Source organism: Oceanisphaera arctica, from assembly GCF_002936955.1.
GTDB lineage: Bacteria > Pseudomonadota > Gammaproteobacteria > Enterobacterales > Aeromonadaceae > Oceanimonas > Oceanimonas arctica.
On sequence record NZ_MPZM01000024.1, the window covers coordinates 12597 to 33205 of the forward strand.

The window sequence follows — 20609 nt, forward strand, 5'->3', positions numbered from 1 at the left end:
TTGGCGGCGTCAGTCCTTCTGGGGCTCCGCGGCTCTGGCCGCAGGGCTCCGGGCAGCAATCTGGCCCGACTCCTGCCACAGGGATTTCAGTACCCCGAAGGTCATGGCCAGAATAACCAGACTCAGGGGCAAGGCCGCGGCCATCAGCGCCGTTTGCAGGGCGCTGAGGCCCCCTGCCAGCAGCAGCACGGCGGCGACCAGGCCGATCACTATGCCCCATAATACCCGGAACAACTTCGGCGGCTCGTCATTACCCAGCGACAGTATGGTGGTCAGCACCAGGGTGCTGGAGTCCGACGAGGTGACGAACCAGCTCATCAGCAGGAACACCATCAGCGCCGAGAGAATCCAGCCCAGGGTACCTGTGCCGGCGATGCCATCGGAGCTGGCGAACAACGCGGCCGGCAGATTCCAGGCATTGACCAGATCGATCAGCCCGGCGTTACCGGGGCCACCCGCGGCGTTCAGTTCCTGCCAGAGCGCGGTGCCGCCGAAGATACCCAGCCAGACAAAGATCACCAGGGTAGGTACCAGCAGCACACCGAGCACGAATTCACGCAGAGTGCGGCCCTTTGAAATACGGGCGATGAACAGGCCGACAAAGGGTGCCCAAGCCAGCCACCAGCCCCAGTAGAATACGGTCCAGCCATTCTGCCAGCTGGCCGGGCCTTCCTCTTCGGGGAACCAGAGTCCCATCTGCACGAAGTTGACCAGGTAGTCGCCCAATGACTCGGCAAACAGGCTCAGCAGCCAGGCCGTCGGGCCGGCAAACAGGAAGAAGCCGATGACCAGCACCGAGATAATGATGTTCCACTCGGAGATTACCTTGATGCCGCGCTGAACGCCCGAGACCGCCGACAGGATGGAAATCACCGAAATTCCAGCGATCAGCACCAGCTGAGTGTTGATGCCCGGGTCGACGCCGATCAGCCGCTCCAGGCCCACCGACATCTGGCTGACGCCGAGACCCAGGGAGGTGGCGACGCCGAACACGCAGCCCAGAACGCCGAGCATATCCACCACATGCCCGATGGGGCCATAAATTCGATCACCAATAAAGGGATAAAGGGCCGAGCGCAACGCCAGCGGCAGTTTCATGCGATAGGCGAAATAGGCCAGCGACAGGCCGACGATGACGTAGACCGCCCAGCCATGGAAACCCCAGTGAAAAAAGGTGACACGCATGGCATCGACGGCCCGGTCGTGGCCGAGGGCGGTGGCGCCGGCCATATCGGCGTAGGGGTTGTTGGGATAGCCGAAGGCGCCGCTGTTATCGAGGTAGAAGATGGGCTCGGCGACGCCGAAAAACAGGATACCGATGCCGATACCGGCAGAAAACAGCATCGAGAACCAGGCAAAGTTGCTGAACTCGGGTCGGCTGTCGTCATCGCCCAGGCGAATGCTGCCATGGCGGCTGAAGACGATGTAGAAGCAGGTGGCGATCAGGAAAACCACCGTCACCAGGTAGTACCAGCCAAAGGTGGTTTCGATCCAGCTGCGGGCAGTTCCGAAGATACTGCTGGCCAGTTCGGTATTGAAGCCGGTGAAGAGCACGAAGGCGAGAACCAGCGCGGCCGAGGCCACCGTCATTCCCTTGTGCATACCCTTGAACAGGCCCTTGCGGGCCAGGACATCAGTCTTGAAAACCTGACTGCCACTGTCTGAATTTTGTTGTTCTATAGACATTCTGTTTGTCTCCGATAAGCCATAATACGGGTCCTTGTATTGCTCGATGGATCAACAGCCTCCTTAACGTTGGGGATAAGTAACAATGGGGCCTGATTCCTGCCCCATTGCGGGTGTTTTAGCGGCGGATACCCTTTTCGTCGCGGTATTCCTTGAGCGTCTGCATGATGCGGATCAGGCAGTCATCCCGTTCCTGGATCAGTTCGTTGATCGAGGCACCATTGGCCTGGCTCAGGCAGCCGGCTACCATATCGTCTTTGAGCTGCTGTGTCAGCTCGGGCGCATCCAAACGGGTCCATGGTTCTTTCAAGGATTCCTCGAAGTGATCCAGCAAGTGCGCCATGCCGCCCTGACCGCCGCCCAGGTGATAGGTCAGGCAGTGACCCATGATGGCCCAGCGCAGACCCGGACCATAGGCGATGGCCTTGTCGATATCTTCGACCGAGCATTCATTGTTGGCCACCATGTGCAGCGCCTCGCGCCACAGGGCTTCCTGCAGACGGTTGCCGATAAAGCCCGGCAGCTCCTTGTCCATCTTGGCGACCTGCTTCTCGATCGCCTCATAGAAGGCGGCCGTCCAGTCAACCACTTCCTGGCTGGTGCGCTCGCCGCCACAAACTTCGCAGAAGGGCACCAGGTAGGGCGGATTGAACGGATGGCCGACCACAAAACGATCGGCCTGCTGCTGCACCTCGACGGCCATCTCGGTCATGGCAAAACCCGAGGTGCTGGAAATAATCACCACTTCAGGCGGGGCGAGCCTGTCGAGTTCCGCGAACAGGCCGCGCTTGGCGTTGAGGTTTTCCGGCGTGCTTTCCTGAATCACTTCGACGCTGTTGACCAGCTCTTCCAGGCTGTCGGCAAAGCGCAGCCGCTGCGGGCTGGCGCCCTCGCGCAGGCCCAGTTTTTCCATGGTCGGCCAGATATGCTCCACCATCGCCAGCAGTTTTTCACGCGCATTGGGGCCCGGGTCATAGGCGACGACGTCCATGCCCATTCTCAGAAAATGCAGCGCCCAGGCGCCGCCGATAACGCCGGTGCCGAGCACGCCGGCCTTGGTGACTTCAGTTGGTAAAGGACGATTCATGGTATTTGCTCCGAATAGGGTTGGGTGTTGTGTCGTTGCAACAGGCGTTACTGGGTGCCGCGCAGGCGCAGTTTCTGGCGGGCCTCGCTGGGGCTGAGAATACGCGAGCCCATGTTTTCGACGATATTGACGGCACGCTCAACCAGTTGGCCGTTGGTGGCGAACTGGCCCTTGCCCAGATACAGGTTGTCTTCCAGACCGACGCGGACATGGCCGCCGAGCAGGGCTGACTGTGCCGCCCAGGGCAACTGGTTGCGGCCCAGAGCAAAGGCGGTCCAGTTGGTGTTGGCCGGCAGCATGTCGACCATGCCCTTGAGCAGGCTCAGCTCCGGCGGGGTGCCCCAGGGAATGCCCTGACAGATCTGGAACATGGCATTGTCGTCCAGCAGCCCTTCTTTCATCATCTGCAGCGCGAACCAGAGGTTGCCGGTATCGAAGATTTCCAGTTCGACGGTGACGTCCAGCTGCTGGATGCGGGCCGCCGCCTTGCGCAGCATGTCCGGGGTCGAGATGTACACCAGGTTGCTGTCGCCGAAATTGACCGAACCACAGTCCAGGGTGCAGATCTCGGGTTTCAGCTCTTCGATATGCACCAGCCGTTCGAGGCCACCGACCAGGTCGGTTTCCGGGCAGAAGGCGGTGGGGTTTTCTTCGGGGCCGATATAAAGATCGCCACCCATGCCGGCGGTCAGGTTGATGATCACGTCGCAGTCGGCGGCCCGCAGGCGCTCGCAGACTTCGGCGTACAGATCCAGCCGGCGGGAGCACTGCTTGGTTTCGGGATCGCGCACATGCATGTGGGCGATGGCGGCACCGGCGTTCCAGGCCTCGATGGCGGCATCGGCAATCTCTTTCGGGGTAACCGGCACGTAAGGGCTGCGGTTGGCGGTATCGGCGGCGCCGGTAATGGCGCAAGTGATGATGACGTCCTGATTCATGGCGATTCTGACTCCTGGTGTGTTTTGTTGTCGGGCCGGGGGCAGTAGCAAGGCTGCCCGGTGCGTCCGGCGTGCCATTAAAGTTACGCATGTCAGGGGATATTTTTTGCCTGCATGCGATTTATTTTTTACAAAATACGAACATTTTGGACAAATGTCGCGAATGGGCATGAGGTATCTGATTGCGCCAGATGAGCCGGAGCTGCCTTCAGCAGCACCGGCTCCGGGAAGTGGTCTCGGGCTTAGTCGGTGATCGTCTCGCCAAGTTGCCGTGCAGGCTTGTCGCCTCTGAGGCGCAGAAAGAAGGCGGTACCGACGGCGAAAATACCGAAGGCAACCGGAATCGCCGCCACCGAGATGAGTGTCAGAATGACCTTGAATGTGTCGCCATCCAGCCAGTTGATGACGATGGCCAGGGAGGCCATGGCAACGATCCAGAAAGCGCGGGAACGCTCTACCGTGAGCATTTCGCAGACCAGCCCGGCGGAGTCCGCGCTGGTAACGAAGAACAGCAGAATGTTGAGCGCCAGTATGGCCGAGAGGACACCATACTCATCGAGGCTGGCCATCAGTGTAAAGACGTCCTCGGCGCCCGTTTCGAGCCCGCCCAATCCGAAGACGGTAAACCACAGACAGGAGAACAGGCTCGGCACCAGCATCACCCCTATTACCAGCTGACGCAGGGTTCGCCCCTTGGAGATACGGGCGATAAACACCCCGGTGAAGATAAACCAGCCGTACCAGGACGCTTCGAAGGCGTAGAGCCAGTCGGCGAGCCAGGCCTTGCGTTCCGGGTCGCCCAGACCGATGTCGGTGGCCATGGCCGGGTAGCTCAGCAGGTATTCGGGCAACAGTCGGCCGAATGTCGACAGGATTTCGCCCGGGTTGGTCAACAGGAAGACGCTGACCATGAGGACTATGGCGAGCAAGGTATTGTAGTTGCTCAGCCACTTGATGCCGCGATTCAGGCCGGAGGCACTGGAGGCGATAGCGAAACCGGTCAGCACGACGATGATCAGAGTAGGACTGACGTCGAGCCCCAGGAATTGCATCAGGCTCTTCTGCAGTGGCTCGGCGGCGTAGGAAAAGGTAAACGACAGGCCTATGACCGTCGAGACTACCAGGCTCACCAGATTAAGCTTGCTGAGAAAGCCGCCGCCTAACAGGCTCTCGGCGGGCTTGGCGATATTCAGGTTATACATGGCATGAGCGAATATGACGCCGATGGCCAGATACCCGGCCCAGGCCAGCAAGCCCCAGTGATTGAAAGCGTAAAGCAGAGCCTGATCGCTGCTGTTCCCCGCTTCGACGTGATAACGCGGTTCCAGCACACCCCATGTAACCAGGCCGATACCCATGCCGGTGGAGAACAGCATTCCCAGCCAGCTCAAAGTCGAAAATTCAGGGGAACCCTCACCGAAACGCAGGCGTCCGAGCGGCGTCAGCATCAGGATCACAAACCCGACCGACACAAGGAAGACGGGATAGGTAAAGATGAAGCCGAGATTGCCGATGACGTTGAGCTTGATGGTATTGAGCAGGGCCTGGAAGGGCCCGGGTGCCAGGGCGGCGAAGCCGATGAGGGCGATGATCATCACTATGGTGGCGATGGTGGTACTGAAGTTCCGTTTCATGAATATATCCCTTGTGTTGTCGTAATTGCTGTTATGAACCAGAAAATGCTCGTCGTTGTTCGGGTCTCCTTGCTGGATAATAAGATGCTCCGGTTGGCAATGAATCTGAAAAACGGCAAGGGTCGGTCAGCCCAGCCGATCCCCAAGGGCCCCGCAAAACCGCTGCCAGGCCTCCGCCATGTCGGGCAGCGACTCGCGGGCATGCAAACAGCCGTGCAACATGTTGGCAGCCAGGTGATAACCCACGTCGGCGCCGCCTTTTCGCCAGGCGGTGACCGCATGTTCCAGGGGAATAGTCAGAGGATCCCGTTCAACCGCCAGCACCTCCACGCATTCGGCGGGAGGATAAAGGCCATCGCCGGCGGGGGCGTCCTGTTCGATCAGTGGCCAGGCCGCCAGTACCTCATCACGGCTGAGCAGCGGAGCATCGGGTCCGAGCGTTGACGGTGTCGGGACGCCCACCAAGGGGTAGATCAATCCCAACACAGGGACCTTTATGGCATTGGCCACAACATCGAGGATCAGTCGGGCACCGGCGCTGTCACCCACCAGCGCCACGGGGGCCAGGGTCTCGAACACCCTGCGGCAATCGTCCATGGCACAGGCATAGCGCGCTTCCGGCATCAACCGGTAGTCGATGCTGATAACCTCTCTTTCCAGCGCCTGAGCCAGGCCCTCGGCAATGCCCTGGTGACTGTCCAGCGAACCCAGGCTGAAACCGCCGCCGTGCACATAGAGAACCTTGCCCGGCCGGCAGCGTGCGGGCCGGTAACGGCGAACCGGCACGTCCTCGATGCGGACGTCGCTCAGTGCCATGCCGGCGGGGCGCGATGGGGCGAAGGACGAGCAGAGGGCGTCATAGTGACGGCGGGCCGCGGGAAGCGACATGTCGTTCATGGCGTCCAGGCCGCTTTGGAACCGCTGTTCGAAGGTAGCAATATCCATACTGACATCTCCTGTACTGGGCGGTCGGCCATACTGGAAGTTTCGTCTTGCTCGCTATTTTCAGGGTTTTGCCGAATGACCGCCCGGAAGTAATGATGTGATGGCACACCATAGAGTAACGATTACGTTACTCGTTTGAGAACTCTAACTCTGCCTAAATCCGACTATGTATTGACCAAAAACGAACAATCCTGCGCATTGTCGTAAATGGATACGAGATATCTGTTTGCGTCAGCAGGCCGGGGGCCAAGATCATGCTCCGCGTATCCTCCGCATTTAACTTGCCCGACGTCGCCGGGCCTTCCGGCTGAAACGGCGGCTGCATTGGCAATCAGATGATTAAGCAGATGGGAATAATGGTGACACCGGCTCAGCGTTCGCGGCTGGGATTCTTGTCAAAGCGCTGCTGGTAGCTGCGGGTAAAGTGGGACAGGGAAGCAAAGCCGCAGGCGATGGAGATGTCGGTCACACTCTGGCTGGTTTGCTGCAGCATCCAGCGAGCCTGATCCAGGCGCAGGTTGCGATAGTAGGCGCTGGGGGTCTGCTGCAGGTAGTGACGGAACAGACGCTCAATCTCCCGCTCGGATAGCTGCAGTTGGGCTGCAATTTCGCTGATGCGCAGTGGCTCCTCGAGGTTGCGCTCCATCAGCTGTACGGCCTCTACCAGACGGGGGTTGCGGCTGTCCAGGCGCTTCTGCAGCGAAGTGCGCTGAGGGTCGCTGTGGGCGCGCTTGTGGGTGTAGATCAGTCCATCCGACACCATGGTCGCCAGGCCATTGCCGTGCTGGGTATTGATCAGATAAAGCATCATGTCGAGACCCGACAGGGCGCCGGGACACGAGAAGCGGCCCCTGTCCACCACTAGCAGTTCCTGTACCAAATTGACCCGGGGAAATGCCTCGGCGGTGCTGTCCAGGTTTTCCCAGTGCAGGGTTGCGCGGTAGCCATCCAGTATGCCGGCGGCTGCAGCAATATAGGCGCCGGTGTCCTGGCAGCCAATATCGGCGCCGTGGCTGGCCTGCTTGCGGATAAACCCCAACAGCCCGGGGGTAATCCGGGCATGGGGATCGTAACCGGAACAGATAATCAGGGTATCGCAAACGGCAAGGTCATGGATGCCGGTGTCGCTCATGATGTCCAGGTCGTCGCTGCTGCGCACCGCCCCGCCCTGCTCCGAGATCAGTTGCCAGCGGTACAGTTCACGGTTGCTGCCGTGATTGGCATGACGCAACGGATCCAGCATGGCCGTCAGGCCGAACAGCGAAAAGCCGGGCACCAGCAAAAAACCAATGTGCTGAGGGTAGCTGTGGGGACGATCTCCAAACATGAGTTCACTCGGTCCTTGGGTGTACGGTTGTTTTCAGGTATCGGTCTGCAATCGGCGATGTGCCCTCCTCCACCATCTGTTGCTTTGAGGGGCTAATAATAGGCGGATTCAGGCAAGTTGTTCAGGAAATGCGGGGTAGTATTGTCCAAAAGGTACCCTGGTGCAATCCTCACAAGAGACTGAAAATGACAACTGAACTCAAGGTATTTGACGGGCCAGTCCTGCCCGAATGGATCGATTACAACGGCCATATGAACGACGCCTGCTATGTGCTGGTGTTCAGCCGGGCCATCGACGAATTTATGCTGCAGATCGGTATGGATGAAGCATTTCGCACCGAATACCAAGTATCCATATATACGATGCAGAGCATGGTGCACTATCTGCGGGAAGTGAGTCTGGGCGAACCCTTGCAGGTGGAGGCGCACCTGCTCGAAAGTGATGCCAAAAAGCTGAGAGTCTTTTTCACCATGCGCCACGGCGACAACGGCACCGAGCTGGCGGCGATGGAAACCCTGCTGCTGCACATGGACATGGCAGCCCACCGCGCCGCGCCCATGCTGCCCGATACCGCAGCGCGGGTCGAGGCCCTGCAGCAGCGCCAGGATAGCGCCGACTGGCCGGCACTGGCCGGACGCAGCATCGCCCTGACACGTCCGCGCAGCTGAATGTCAGATCCGAATCCACAGAACAGCCTGGTATTTCACTGAAATCCGGGGGCTTGCCGGAGCACGATAATTCATAAACAAAACCAAAAAATACCCAAGAAAAACAAACCTAATAAATACCGGCATTACACACTGTTGCCGATGTGAACAATCGGCAGAGCTACGGCATCGCGTGAACGGTACCACGGGCGCAATCCCACAAGGACAGGACGGGGAAGATGACGATGAACAGAGTACTGTGGCAACCTGATGCGGAGCGAGTTGAACGCAGCCAGCTGCACCGATTCATGCAACAGGCCGGCGAGCGAGCCGGTGTAAATTTCGTCAGCTACGATGCGCTCTACCGCTGGTCAGTCGATCAACCGGAGGCGTTCTGGTCGCTGGTCTGGGATTTTGCCGGGGTGCAGGCAAGCACCCGGGGCAAGCAGGTACTGGTTGATGGCGACCGGATGCCCGGCGCGCGCTGGTTTCCCGAGGCACGGCTGAACTACGCCGAAAACCTGCTGCGCTTTCATGACAACCGGCCGGCGCTGGTGTTTTGTAACGAGGCCGGCCGGCGCGACAGCCTTAGTTATGCCGAACTGCACCGGCGGGTGGCGCAGGTAGCGGCAGGCTTGAGCCGCGAAGGTGTGGTTGCAGGCGATCGGGTAGCCGGCTTTGTGCCCAACGTTATCGATACCGCCGTTGCCATGCTGGCCACCGCCAGCCTTGGCGCCGTCTGGACGGCCTGCTCTCCCGACTTTGGTCTCCAGGGCATCATCGACCGCTTCGGTCAGACCACTCCCAGGGTGCTGTTCACCACCGACGGCTACCTCTACAACGGCAAGAGCTTCAACTCGCTGGAGCGTCTGGCGCAGGTGCTGCCGCACCTGTCGGCACCCTGCCAGCTGGTGGTCATGCCCTACCTCGATGCTGCGCCTGATCTGAGCCCGGTGCCCGACGCCGTGCTGCTTGATGACTTTATCGACCTGGCGGCGATCAACATCGAATTTACCCAGGTGGCCTTCGACAGTCCGCTCTGTATCCTCTATTCCTCCGGTACCACCGGGGTGCCCAAGTGTATCGTCCATGGCGTTGGTGGCACCCTGTTGCAGCACCTCAAGGAACATCAACTGCATACCGACCTTGGGCGTGAGGACACCCTGTTCTATTACACCACCTGTGGCTGGATGATGTGGAACTGGATGCTCAGTGGCCTGGCCACCGGTGCCACCCTGGTGCTGTTCGACGGCTCCCCCTTCGCACCCACGGCAGAGGTGCTGTGGGATATAGTGGAGCAGGAAAAGGTCACCGTCTTCGGCACCAGCGCCAAATATATCGCCGCCCAGGAAAAGGCCGGCGTCCGACCGGGCCAGAACCATCGGCTGGATGCACTCAGAACCCTACTGTCCACCGGATCGGCCCTCACCCACGAGAGCTTCGAATATGTTTACCGGGAGGTCAAACGCGATCTCTGTCTGTCGTCGATCTCGGGCGGTACCGACATACTGTCGTGCTTTGCCCTGGGCTGCCCGATTTTGCCGGTGCATGCCGGTGAGCTGCAGTGCCGAGGGCTCGGGATGGCGGTCGAGATCTGGGACGATGGCCGGCCGGTGGTAAACGGCAAGGGCGAACTGGTTTGTCGCCAGCCCTTTCCGGTCATGCCGATCGGCTTCTGGAACGACAGCGATGGCCACAAGTACCAGGATGCCTATTTCAGCACCTTCGACAATGTCTGGGCCCATGGCGACTATGCCGAGCTGACTCCCGGCGGCGGCGTGGTCATTCACGGCCGCTCCGATGCGGTGCTCAATCCGGGTGGGGTGCGGATCGGTACCGCCGAGATTTACCGTCAGGTCGAAAAGGTCGAGGCGGTGCAGGAAGCCGTCGCCATCGGTCAGCGCTGGCAGGATGATGTGCGGGTGGTTCTGTTTGTGGTGCTCAAACCCGGATACAGTCTGGATGCGGCACTGGAACAGGAGATCCGCCAGACCATTCGCAGCAATACCACACCACGCCATGTGCCGAGCAAGATTATCCAGATGACGGATATCCCCCGCACCCGGACCGGAAAACTGGTGGAGCTGGCGATTCGCAGCACCGTCGAGGGGCAGCAGGTTAAAAACCTGGATGCACTGGCCAATCCCGAGGCGCTGGAAGGATACCGGGATTTACCGCAACTGAGGTGCTGAACAATATACCCGCAATCGCATTGCCAGCATAAAAAGGGGCGCCCGAAGGCGCCCCAATAGTTACGACTTCGCCCTTTATTCTCTCAGACGAAACCAAGCAGCCGCGGCAGGAACAGCGATACTTCCGGCACAAAGGTCGTGATTATCATCACCGGCAGGGCGACGAACGCCATCAGCGCCAGCGCGGGCTTGACCGTTTTGTGAATCGACACCTTACCGATGCGGCATGCCATGTAGAGGATCGGCGCCACCGGGGGGCTGTTCGCACCTATCACCACCGAGCAGGCCACGATCGAGGCGAAATGCACCGGATGAATGCCTGTATCAACCATCAATGGCAGGAACAACGGTGCCACCACCACCGTGACCGAAACGTCGTCCATTATCATGCCGGCAAGGATCAGAAACAAATTCACGGCAATCAGGATCAGCAGGGGATTCTCGATCAAGGTGCTGACCAGCATGGTCAGGTCCTGCGGAATCCGCTCCGACGCCAGGATACGGCCGATCATGAAACTGAACAGCAAGATCAGGATCACGGTGCCGGTCGTTTCCGCCGCCGCCACCACACTGCGGGCGAAACTCTTAAGATTCAGATCTCGGTAGATAAAAAAACCAATCAGCATCGCCGAAAACGCGGCCACGGCCGCCGCTTCGGTTGGCGTGAAGACGCCGCCGTAAATGCCACCGAGAATGATGATCGGTAGCGACAGGGCCGGAAACGCCTTGATCGCCGCCCTGCCCTTACCCGGCAGTGGTTCGAGACCGTCCCCGGCCGCACTGCTCAGCTCATTGAAGAAGCGCCCGACGCCGAAACGGTTGGCAGCGATCAACCCCAGAATCAACAGGATGGCAGGCCCTATCGAGGCGGCGAAGCAGGCAGCGACCGACTGGCGCGTGACCACCGCAAACAAAATCATGGTGATCGACGGCGGGATCAGGATACCGAGCAGCGACGAGATCCCGAGCAACGCCGCTGAATAGCTGCGCGGGTAGCCGCGTTTTTCCAACGGCTCGATCATGATGGTGCCAATAGAAGCTACGGCGGCGGTGGCCGTCCCGGCGATGGCACCGAAGATGCCCGAGGCCATGATCATCGAAGCACCCATACCGCCACGGCGCTTGCCGATCATCACCTCGATGAAGTCGACCAGGCGACGGGCGATACCGCCGCTTTGCATCAGATAACCGGTGAGCACGAACAGGGGCAGCGCGATCAGAATTACCGAGTCCACCGAGCGGTAGCCCTGCAACATCAGCGTATTCAGGTTGACGTCAAAAATGTACACCAGATACGCCAGTACGCCGGCAAACGACCAGGCCACGGGCACGCCGATGATCATCATAAGTAGCAGCAGCCCGATAGCAATAAAACCTTCCATTTCAGTGTTCCTCTTTCAGCTGCCGGGTTCCGGAGTGCAGAATACCGGTTACGGAACAAAACAAATCGCGCAGCGAATAACAGCTGCAACCTATGGCAGCCAGCATGATCGATGCCTGCGGCAGCCAGAGCGGTATATCTATGCCGGGAGTCGACTGCGGACGGCGCATCCCCCAGGCCAGCATTCGGTAAGCCAGTACGACAAAGAACAGACAGATCACGAAGGTGATCAGCGAAACCAGCGCCTTGTGCATCAGCTTGAGGCGATGATCCGAAATTTGCAGCTCGACGAAATCCACGACGAGGTGCTCGTTATGACGGCTGGCGATCAGCGCACCGAGCATGTAGAGCCACATTCCAAACAGCATGATCAGCTCCAGCAGTCCGACAACGGACCAGCCAAATACATAACGCGCCAGTACCAGGAACAGCATGAGCCCGACCACCAGCATACTGGACATGAAGGCGGCCGCTTCCAGCAACCACCCGATACGGCGATCCAGCGCGTAAAACAGTCTGCCGATCATCTTTTTCCACCTCTGAGCAAATCGACCCGCAACGCGGGCCGATCATATTGAAACGGTGTGCCTGTCCGGTTAGAGCGGAGAGGCGTTATTGCGAATGGTGTCCATGATCTCGGAACCGACTTCCTTGTCCATCTTTGGCCAGACCTGCTCACGGGCGGCTTGGGCAAATTCGCGGAGCTGCTCGTCGCTGGGCTCGAAATACTTGATGCCGGCCTCCTGAGCCTTTTTGATGTAGTACTCATCCTGTTCCTTAGCGGCCTTGAACTGCTCGTTCATGATTTCGATCGCCGCTTCGCTGACGACCTGCTGCTGCGCTTCGGTCATGTCTTCCCAGACTTCCTGGTTCATCGACAAGATGCCGGTCATGAAAAAGTGTTTGGTCTGCACGTAATAGTCGAGGGAATCACGAAAGTACTCGTAATCCCAGTAAATCACGTTGCCGGCCTCACCATCAACAACGCCGGTCTGCAGCGCTGTGTAGACTTCGCCCCAGTCGATGGCAGCGGTCTGGTAGCCCAGCGCCTGCATTGTCTGGGGTGCCGGATATACGGTCATGGTACGCACCTTGAGGCCGTCCGCGTCGGCGATATTCAGCGCATACTTGCCACGCGTTCCCACACCGTTGAACCCTTCCGGCCAGGGTCCGAAGAACTTCAGGCCGATATCCTGATAAACACCACCGAGCAAGTTGTTGACCCAGCCACCCGGGCTGTAGGCCTCAAGCGCTTCCTTCCAGGACAGGGTCATGTAGGGGGTGTAGATCACGCCAATACGCTTGTCGTAGGAGGTCATCGGCCAGTTCAGCATCACGTCTACGTCGCCGGCCACATGCAGGTCGAATACCTCCTGCTGGCCACCCAGTTCGTTCTGATAATAGATGCGGGTTTCGATCTCGCCGCCGGATTTCTGCTCGATCAGCTCTCCCCATTTTTTCAGGGCTTCTCCGGCCGGCGAGCCTTGAGTACCGGAGTCGGTGGCCAGTTTCAGGGTAAGAGCCTGGGCACTGGTGCTGGCCAGGCAGGCGACTGTGATGGCGGAAGCCAGCAGGGTTTTCAAATTGAGTCCGATCGTCTTCACTTGGTTACCTTCCCTTTGTTGTGCGGCATTTGTTGTGCAGCATTAGTCGAATGCGCGCGAGCACACGCAGACGGTGTACAAATCCTTTTGCAGTTCGCAAACGGTAAAGCGGTACTGGTCGCAAGCAAGCAGGACAGACTCTCCGGAAGACCATCCGTCTCGGCTGCTGCGTTGGTTGCGGTGCTATGCCCATGCTACAGGCTCGTGAATATCTCATGGTCCCGATAGCGACAAAAAACCGGCGAAACCAGGTTTAATTGCGTCATGACCCAAATAGCTTGCCTGATTACGACATGACAGGCAGCGGGCTATTGCCGGGCGGAAACCGACTGCATAGGCTGTAGCGTTGATGAACCGAGGAGGACAGCACCATGATGATTACCGAGCTTATCGATCAGGACGATTTTCGCGCCCAGCTGCAGGCATGGGGACTTGAGGGGGCAAAGCAGCTGTCACTGGTGGAGTGCAGTCACCAGCTGAGTGAGGCGCTGTCAGGTCCGGAGCAGGAGTTATGGCAGGAACGGCTGGCATCGCTGCTGGCCAAGAGGGAACTGTTGCATCCCGAGGTACAGGCTATGCTGGACGCCAGCATGAAATGACAAGGGGGAGCCGATGGCTCCCCCTTTGAGTCAGCCTTATTCGGGCAACTCGACGGACAGGGTCTGACCGGTGGCGTGGTCGATAAAGGTATCGGAATACCAGTCGATGAAGTTCACCACTCCGAATTCATAGGTGGGCGAATAAGGACCCGGTTCGTAGGCCACTGAATTAATGCCCCGCTGGTTTTCTTCGGCCAGGGTTCTGTCCTGGGCATTGGTGGCATCCCATACCCGGCGCAGTTTTTCCACGTCGTAGTCAACGCCTTCCACCGCATCCTTGTGCACCACCCACTTGGTGATCACCTTGGTCTTCTGCGGGCCCATGGGCACCACCTGGAAGGTAACCAGGTGATCGCTCTGACCATGGTTCCAGGAATTGGGCAGATGCAGGATGCGCAGTGAGCCCAGCTCCCGGTTTTTGACCCGACCCAGGGTCTTCTCGCAGGCATGGCTGCCGTCTATGGTCATGGCCACCTTGCCTTCGGCCAGCGGCATCCGCACCATGCGGTTGCGCAGGCCGAACGACACATGGTGATGGGGAATGTTCTCCGCATCCCACTGCTCTCCCATACGCGCCACATGAGCCTTGAAGCTGTCGGTGGCCCGGGGATCCGTGGTGTCGTCAAATTCCAGCAGGGTATTGAGCAACTCGGGATGAGAGCCGTTGCAGTGGTAACACTCGCGATTATTCTCGATCACCAGCTTCCAGTTGGCATCCTCGACGATTTCGGACTGCACCGCCACCTTGGCGTTTTCCAGATCGTAGGGTTCGAGGTAACGCTCCAGCTCCGCCAGAAAGTCATCTATCTCGGGCGGGTTGTCGGCCAGGCTGATGAAGATATAACCGCCGGCGGTCCTGGTATGCACCTGCTTCAGCGGAAAGTCGGCCTTGTTGAAGCTCTCTCCCATGTCATTGCCGGCATAGATAAGGTTGCCGTCCAGTTCGTAGGTCCACTGGTGGTAAGGGCAGACCAGCTTGGCCACCTTGCCTTTTTTATGAGTACAGAGGCGCGAACCCCGGTGGCGGCAGACGTTATGAAACGCCTGAACCCCCTGCTTGTTGCGCACTATGGTAATGGGGTTTTCACCCACCTCCAGAGTCATGAAATTACCCACTGTGGGGATCTCGCAGGTCAGGCCGACAAAAAGCCATTCCTTGCAATAGATCTGCTCCATGTCGGCGGCAAAGACGTCGGGGCTGTTATAAAACGCCTGGGGGAGTGAATAGCCGGGACGACGCTGCTGCAACATCTGCACTGCATCACCCAGGCCGGGGGCTGTGCCTAACAATGCGGTGTTGATTTGCTCCATGTTTGCTGCTTCCTTTGCTGTTGATATTGAGCCGTGTGTCCCTGCCACCAAAGCGGGAACCCCACCGTTAGCCCCATTCTCACCAAGGTCATCATCTTGTGGTTGTCTGAAAACGACCCGGCTACAGATGATTTCCGACCTCCCTGCCCCTGCTCCGCCCAATATCCGCCTGCTCATAAACAAAAACGGGGCTGGCAGGTATCTGCATGTCGTTTCTGGACAATCGGCAACGGCCAAAGTGCACAAAAATGCGGGCATAAGGATAATCAGGCGAAGCCCAGACGGAGAACAGCGATGAATCAGGATTTTATCTCACCCATCAATACCCAGACATGGAGCAACGGGCGCCATCCGGTACGGTGCGTCCGGGTCATACAGGAAACCTGGGACGTCAGGACCTTCTGCTTTACCGCAGAAAGCCCCCTGCTGTTCTTCTTCAAGCCCGGGCAGTTCGTTACCCTGGAGCTGGAAATAGAAGGACAAACGGTGATGCGCAGCTACACCATCGCCTCTTCTCCTTCCGTGCCCTACAGCTTCTCCATTACCGTCAAGCGGGTACCCGGCGGCGAGGTGTCCAACTGGCTGCACGACAACCTGAACGAAGGGGACGCCCTGGCGGTGCATGGTCCGGTCGGCAACTTCAACTGTATCGACTTCCCCAATGACAAGGTGCTGCTGCTCTCCGGTGGCGTCGGTATCACACCGGTGATGTCCATGGCCCGCTGGTGGTTCGACACCAATGCCGACGTGGACATCCACTTCGTGCACAGTGCCCGCACGCCCAAGGATCTGGTGTTCTACCGGGAGCTGCAGCACATGGACTCGCGGCTGAACAATATCCACCTCAGCCTGATCTGCGAGCGCACCGACATCGGCGAAACCTGGAGTGGCTTCAAAGGCTACCTGAACGGTTCCATGCTAGCCCTGATTGCCCCGGACTTCATGGAGCGGGAAATCTTCTGCTGTGGCCCCAACCCCTATATGCGGGCGGTGCGTACCCTGCTCCAGAACAGCGGTTTCCCGATGGAGCACTACCACGAGGAAAGCTTCGGCGCGACTCCGGTGGACGTGGCCGAAGATGTCGAAGAGCAGGCCCGCGATGCGGTCGAGCTCGCCGAAGAGCTGGAGCGTACCGAAGACCGGCTGACGGTGTCTTTCCAGGACAGCGATCTGCAGGTAGAGATAATGCCGGGCGAAACGCTGCACAGCGCCGCGGCCCAGGTGGGCCTGCACATTCCCAAGGCCTGCGGCATGGGTATCTGCGGCACCTGCAAGGTGCAGGTGGTGAAAGGCGAAGTCACCATGGACCACAATGGCGGCATCACGGATGAAGACATCGCCGACGGTTATGTACTGAGCTGCTGCAGCGTGCCCCAGGGCAATGTGGAAGTGGCGTTCTGACCTCAGGCGGGCATCTTGAGTTGTTGAATTTGAGTTTGAATGTGAGTGAATGAAGGTCGGTCCACTTTGCTGGCCTGGGCGGTATGCCCAGGCCAGCTTTTTTATGGGCCCTGATCGGTGGGTTACAGGCTCGATACCCTGGTTAATACCGGTCACATTAAACAAATGGTCTATTTAATTTCTGTATCAATGTCGGACAAAGGGTCTGCTCCACCGACCCGCTTCAAGCACATCCATGTGACGCTCAGCACATGACATCCCTGTCATGTGATGGTCGGTGGAGCAGATCCCTTTGTCCTCCTTGATGCTACAGAGTCGCCTGTTGGCCTGTCTGCGGACAACTCGGTATTCCAGAAGAGGCAACAGAGAAGGCTCCCACGACCGTGACATGCCATGGCCGAAAAATGCTCCTGCCGTTTCGGCATTCCCACCATCCCTGGCGGTCAGATGGCATGTCCGAGCTTAGAGGGGGCGAGCTTGTCTCGCCGTGACGAATGATTTCAGCCTGACCGAACATCCGGTGAATGTTCGCAGCTGGCGGACATCGTGAGTGTCATTCCCTGTAGCGTGTCGAGGGAGGCGGCTCTGTTGCCTCTGGTCTGGGGCCTCAATATGACCAAATCATTACTGGGATTGGTATAAGATGCCGTCACCCTCGCGAAGGCGGGGGTCCAGGTCCAGTGCGCCCTGCAAACGACGCTCGGTCTGACGGTTTAGTGCCACATGTTCTGGGTTCACCTTCGCGGGAACGACCATAGAGAGCTCGCAGGACTGACGATAGAAAATCCAGGTAGCTTTACTGCAAGATAAAGGCCGCCATTCGGCGGCCTGCTTCAGATGGGAATATAGCGAGAAGTGTGGCTATTAAGCCTTATCAGCGGCGGTGCTCAATGAAGAAGACGTCTGATCCAGGTTACCCAGCTGACGGCGGCGGCGCCAGAGCAGCATGGTGATCAGGGCATAGAGACCAATCACCACCAGCCCTATCCACTCTATCTTCAGCGGCGTGAACTGGAACAACAGCACCAGGCCGAACATCAGGGTCCAGTTAAAGGCCACATAACGCACCGGTCCCAGCTTTTCCGCCTCGATACGCAGGTTGGTGGTATACAGACGGATCAGCGAGTCCAGGGAGTTGATCACGAAGATAACGCCCACCACCACCATCGCCAGGTTCAGCAGGCCGCCGATGGCCAGAGCCTGTTCGAAGTGCAGATACAGCACGGAGAACCAGATGGCGATGGGAATGGAGGGCACCACCAGCATGGAAACACAGAGCTGCCAGGCCTTGAGTCCGCCAGAGAACCGGGCCACGAACTGACCGATCATGATGCTCCAGGAAAACCACCAGAACAGATAAAAGGCATGGTAATCGCTGATGGGCGTCACAAACTGATGGATATTGGTAAAGTACTCGCCGATACCGGCCACGGTATTACCCAGCCCCTGTACACCCGCTCCGGTATTCATCCACATGGCGGCAATCAGGGCGATAAACAGCCAGGTCGAGGCCACACTCAGCACTTTCACATAACGCACGTCCGAGCTCGACCACACCGCCGCCAGTACCACCAGCGCCACCAGACCGTAGGTCATGGCCGGCGTTATGCCTTCGATGTAGCTGGGCAGATAACTGAGAAACAGGAAGCCGGTGAAGGCACAGGTACCAATAATCACCAGGTTGTTGATCAGCTTGACCAGCGGCAGCTCGAACAGCCGGACCCTGGGCTCGATCAGCACGAAGTAAAAGGTAGTCAGGAAGTAAAAGCCCCACACCAGAAAGCCCCAGAAACCGAACTCGATGGCCAGCGGATTGGCGAAGCCGTATTCGGCTTCACTGGCATACACCGGAAATTCGGTCAGCGGAAACATGATCAGGCCCACGTCCAGGCCGGAGGTAAACAGAATTGCGATAAAGGTAAATAAGGAGGTGGGCATATCGCCCTTGCAGCGACGATTCCCGTAGCGCAGCAGTATCACCGCCGACGCCAGCAGGGTAAAAATAATTGCAACCGATAACACCATTTCCATGGAAAATCCTCTTTTGTTGGTTCCATCAATCAATACATGCCCGCAGGCATGGTAACCATCCACTTGTTCCTTGTTGGCCTCCATCGTTAATTGATTGAACGATCAATCAATACCTAACTGTAGAAGCAGGAAAGAATCGAAACGTGCTCATTGCGACCTTCGTCATGTCTGTTCGCGACAGGGGGGGGTGACTACAGCCTGATGGCCAGGGTGAGTACGATAAGGGAATGGGGATAGGATGGGGATAGGATGGGGATAGGATGGGGACGGCGTCTGCCGCCATCCCCGTGTGCAACCGGTTAAGCCCGGCGCGCGTCGGCCGCCGGCACGACGCGGTTATAAACGGTTTCGTCCAGCTCGTTTTCGCTCTTGCCGATCAGTACGGAGACCATGAGATCACCGCACACGTTCACGCTGGTTCGGGCCATGTCGAGGATACGGTCGATACCGGCCACAATGGCCAGACCTTCCAGGGGCAGGCCCACCGTGGTCAGTACCAAAGACAGCATAATCAGGCCGGCACCGGGCACACCGGCAGTACCAATTGAGCCCAGAGTAGCGGTCATGATGATCAGGATATAGTCGGATGCAGCCAGATCAACGCCAAAGGCCTGGGCCACAAACACGGCACAGATGCCCTGATAGAGGGCGGTGCCGTCCATGTTGATGGTCGCTCCCAGCGGCAGCACAAAGCTGGACACGCCCTTAGACACGCCCATTTCCTCGCGGGCCGCCTTGATGGTGGCCGGCAGGGTGCCGGAGCTACTGGTGGTGGTGTAGGCCACGGCGGCCGGATTGATCAGCCCCTTCAGGTAGCAAACCGGATTGAGACGACCCAGCATGCCGATCATGCCGCTGTAAACCACCAGCACATGAATCAGCGAGCCCACGTACACCAGAGCAATCACCTTGATCAGCGGCAGCAATACCTCCAGGCCATATTTGCCCGCCACCCAGGCCATGAGGCCGAACACGCCGTAGGGAGCCAGCTTCATGATAAGCTCGGTCAGCTTGTACATGCCCTCGGCCAGGCTTTCAAACAGACGAATGGCCGGCTGCGCCTTCTCGCCACACAAGGTCAGGGCAATACCGAGCCCCAGGGCAAACACGATAATCTGCAGTATGTTGCCCGCGGCCATGGCGCCAATGGGGTTTTGCGGGATCAGCGCCAGCAGGGTGTCTACCATGGACGGTGCTTCTTTCGCCGCCACCGGATCGGTGATGGTCATGTTCATGCCGGCACCCGGAGTGAACAGCAGCGCCAGCGCCAGGCCAATGCTGATGGCCACCGCCGTGGTGCCCAGATAGAGCACCACCGACTTGAGGCCAATGCGCCCCATCTTTCGGGTATCCTGCATGGAGGTCACGCCCACCACCAGAGAGCAGAATACCAGCGGCACGATCAGCATCTTGATCGCATTGATAAAGAGCGTGCCAATCGGCTTTAACAGCTCGGCGTCCGGACCCATCACGCTGCCCGTGATCACGCCCAGAACCATGCCCACCAGAATCTTTTTCCAGAGCGCCAGCCCGCTCCAAAAGCCGGTACGGCCCTGCTCTACTACTGTCTGTTCCATCTGTTCCATCATCTGTTCCTTGTTACTGATGTCGAGGTATGCAGCCGGACACGGCCATACTCGGCGCGGCCCGGACCATCGGTATCTGGCGTTCACTCGCCAATCCCTGGGAACATAAAAGCAAGGGCCGTGCCAGGTTAAAAAAACAATCAAGTAACTGTTTTTTAATTAATTTTTAATAAAACCCGGCAGACGCAATAAAACGGAAGGGGTATAACCAGGGTTATGGAAGGGATCGCAATAAAGTAA

Annotated in this window: 16 protein-coding genes; 4 read left to right on the forward strand and 12 right to left on the reverse strand. The window is 58.5% G+C overall.

Annotated features, from left to right (window positions below):
• Positions 1–9: 9 nt before the first annotated feature.
• The 6 genes from UN63_RS11125 to UN63_RS11150 form a co-directional block, all read right to left on the reverse strand.
• Positions 10–1686 (reverse strand): BCCT family transporter, encoded by a 1677-nt coding sequence (locus UN63_RS11125; protein WP_104486825.1) that lies wholly within the window; start codon positions 1684–1686, stop codon positions 10–12.
• Between the two features lie 118 nt (positions 1687–1804).
• Entirely contained in the window at positions 1805–2773 is a 969-nt protein-coding gene (locus UN63_RS11130) for a 3-hydroxyacyl-CoA dehydrogenase NAD-binding domain-containing protein (RefSeq protein WP_104486826.1), read from the reverse strand.
• Between the two features lie 47 nt (positions 2774–2820).
• On the reverse strand, positions 2821–3711 hold the full coding sequence (locus UN63_RS11135) for a beta-keto acid cleavage family enzyme (RefSeq protein ID WP_104486827.1): 891 nt from the start codon (positions 3709–3711) through the stop codon (positions 2821–2823).
• A gap of 242 nt (positions 3712–3953) precedes the next feature.
• The gene (locus UN63_RS11140; RefSeq protein ID WP_104486828.1) at positions 3954–5345 is read right to left on the reverse strand and encodes a BCCT family transporter; all 1392 of its coding nucleotides are present in this window, start codon (positions 5343–5345) and stop codon (positions 3954–3956) included.
• 126 nt (positions 5346–5471) lie between these two features.
• Complete coding sequence (locus tag UN63_RS11145; RefSeq protein WP_104486829.1) at positions 5472–6290, reverse strand: alpha/beta hydrolase fold domain-containing protein; 819 nt, start codon at positions 6288–6290, stop codon at positions 5472–5474.
• Between the two features lie 370 nt (positions 6291–6660).
• Positions 6661–7617 carry a GlxA family transcriptional regulator gene (locus tag UN63_RS11150; RefSeq protein WP_104486830.1) on the reverse strand — a complete coding sequence of 319 codons (957 nt, stop codon included), beginning with the start codon at positions 7615–7617 and terminating at the stop codon, positions 6661–6663.
• 185 nt (positions 7618–7802) lie between these two features.
• Here UN63_RS11150 and UN63_RS11155 point away from each other — a divergent pair, with 185 nt between their 5' ends.
• On the forward strand, positions 7803–8285 hold the full coding sequence (locus UN63_RS11155) for a thioesterase family protein (protein ID WP_104486831.1): 483 nt from the start codon (positions 7803–7805) through the stop codon (positions 8283–8285).
• Positions 8286–8503: 218 nt separating this feature from the next.
• Positions 8504–10456, forward strand: coding sequence for an acetoacetate--CoA ligase (locus UN63_RS11160; protein WP_373294543.1), 1953 nt, complete (start codon positions 8504–8506; stop codon positions 10454–10456).
• A gap of 83 nt (positions 10457–10539) precedes the next feature.
• On the opposite strand, the gene UN63_RS11165 is transcribed toward UN63_RS11160, so the two are convergent.
• The 3 genes from UN63_RS11165 to dctP form a co-directional block, all read right to left on the reverse strand.
• The gene (locus UN63_RS11165; protein ID WP_104486832.1) at positions 10540–11838 is read right to left on the reverse strand and encodes a TRAP transporter large permease; all 1299 of its coding nucleotides are present in this window, start codon (positions 11836–11838) and stop codon (positions 10540–10542) included.
• A gap of 1 nt (position 11839) precedes the next feature.
• On the reverse strand, positions 11840–12364 hold the full coding sequence (locus UN63_RS11170) for a TRAP transporter small permease (RefSeq protein ID WP_104486833.1): 525 nt from the start codon (positions 12362–12364) through the stop codon (positions 11840–11842).
• A gap of 69 nt (positions 12365–12433) precedes the next feature.
• Positions 12434–13441, reverse strand: coding sequence for a TRAP transporter substrate-binding protein DctP (dctP, locus tag UN63_RS11175; protein WP_104486834.1), 1008 nt, complete (start codon positions 13439–13441; stop codon positions 12434–12436).
• A 371-nt stretch (positions 13442–13812) separates the two neighbouring features.
• On the opposite strand from dctP, the gene UN63_RS11180 reads away from it, so the two are divergent.
• On the forward strand, positions 13813–14040 hold the full coding sequence (locus tag UN63_RS11180; protein ID WP_104486835.1) for a hypothetical protein: 228 nt from the start codon (positions 13813–13815) through the stop codon (positions 14038–14040).
• A 36-nt stretch (positions 14041–14076) separates the two neighbouring features.
• On the opposite strand, the gene UN63_RS11185 is transcribed toward UN63_RS11180, so the two are convergent.
• Entirely contained in the window at positions 14077–15351 is a 1275-nt protein-coding gene (locus tag UN63_RS11185; RefSeq protein WP_104486836.1) for an aromatic ring-hydroxylating oxygenase subunit alpha, read from the reverse strand.
• Positions 15352–15645: 294 nt separating this feature from the next.
• Between UN63_RS11185 and UN63_RS11190 the strand changes: the two genes are divergently transcribed.
• Complete coding sequence (locus UN63_RS11190; RefSeq protein WP_104486837.1) at positions 15646–16752, forward strand: FAD-binding oxidoreductase; 1107 nt, start codon at positions 15646–15648, stop codon at positions 16750–16752.
• Positions 16753–17616: 864 nt separating this feature from the next.
• Here the strand turns inward: UN63_RS11190 and UN63_RS11195 are convergent.
• On the reverse strand, positions 17617–18783 hold the full coding sequence (locus tag UN63_RS11195; protein ID WP_104486847.1) for a BCCT family transporter: 1167 nt from the start codon (positions 18781–18783) through the stop codon (positions 17617–17619).
• A 299-nt stretch (positions 18784–19082) separates the two neighbouring features.
• Entirely contained in the window at positions 19083–20372 is a 1290-nt protein-coding gene (locus UN63_RS11200) for a dicarboxylate/amino acid:cation symporter (protein ID WP_244905177.1), read from the reverse strand.
• Positions 20373–20609 lie beyond the last annotated feature (237 nt).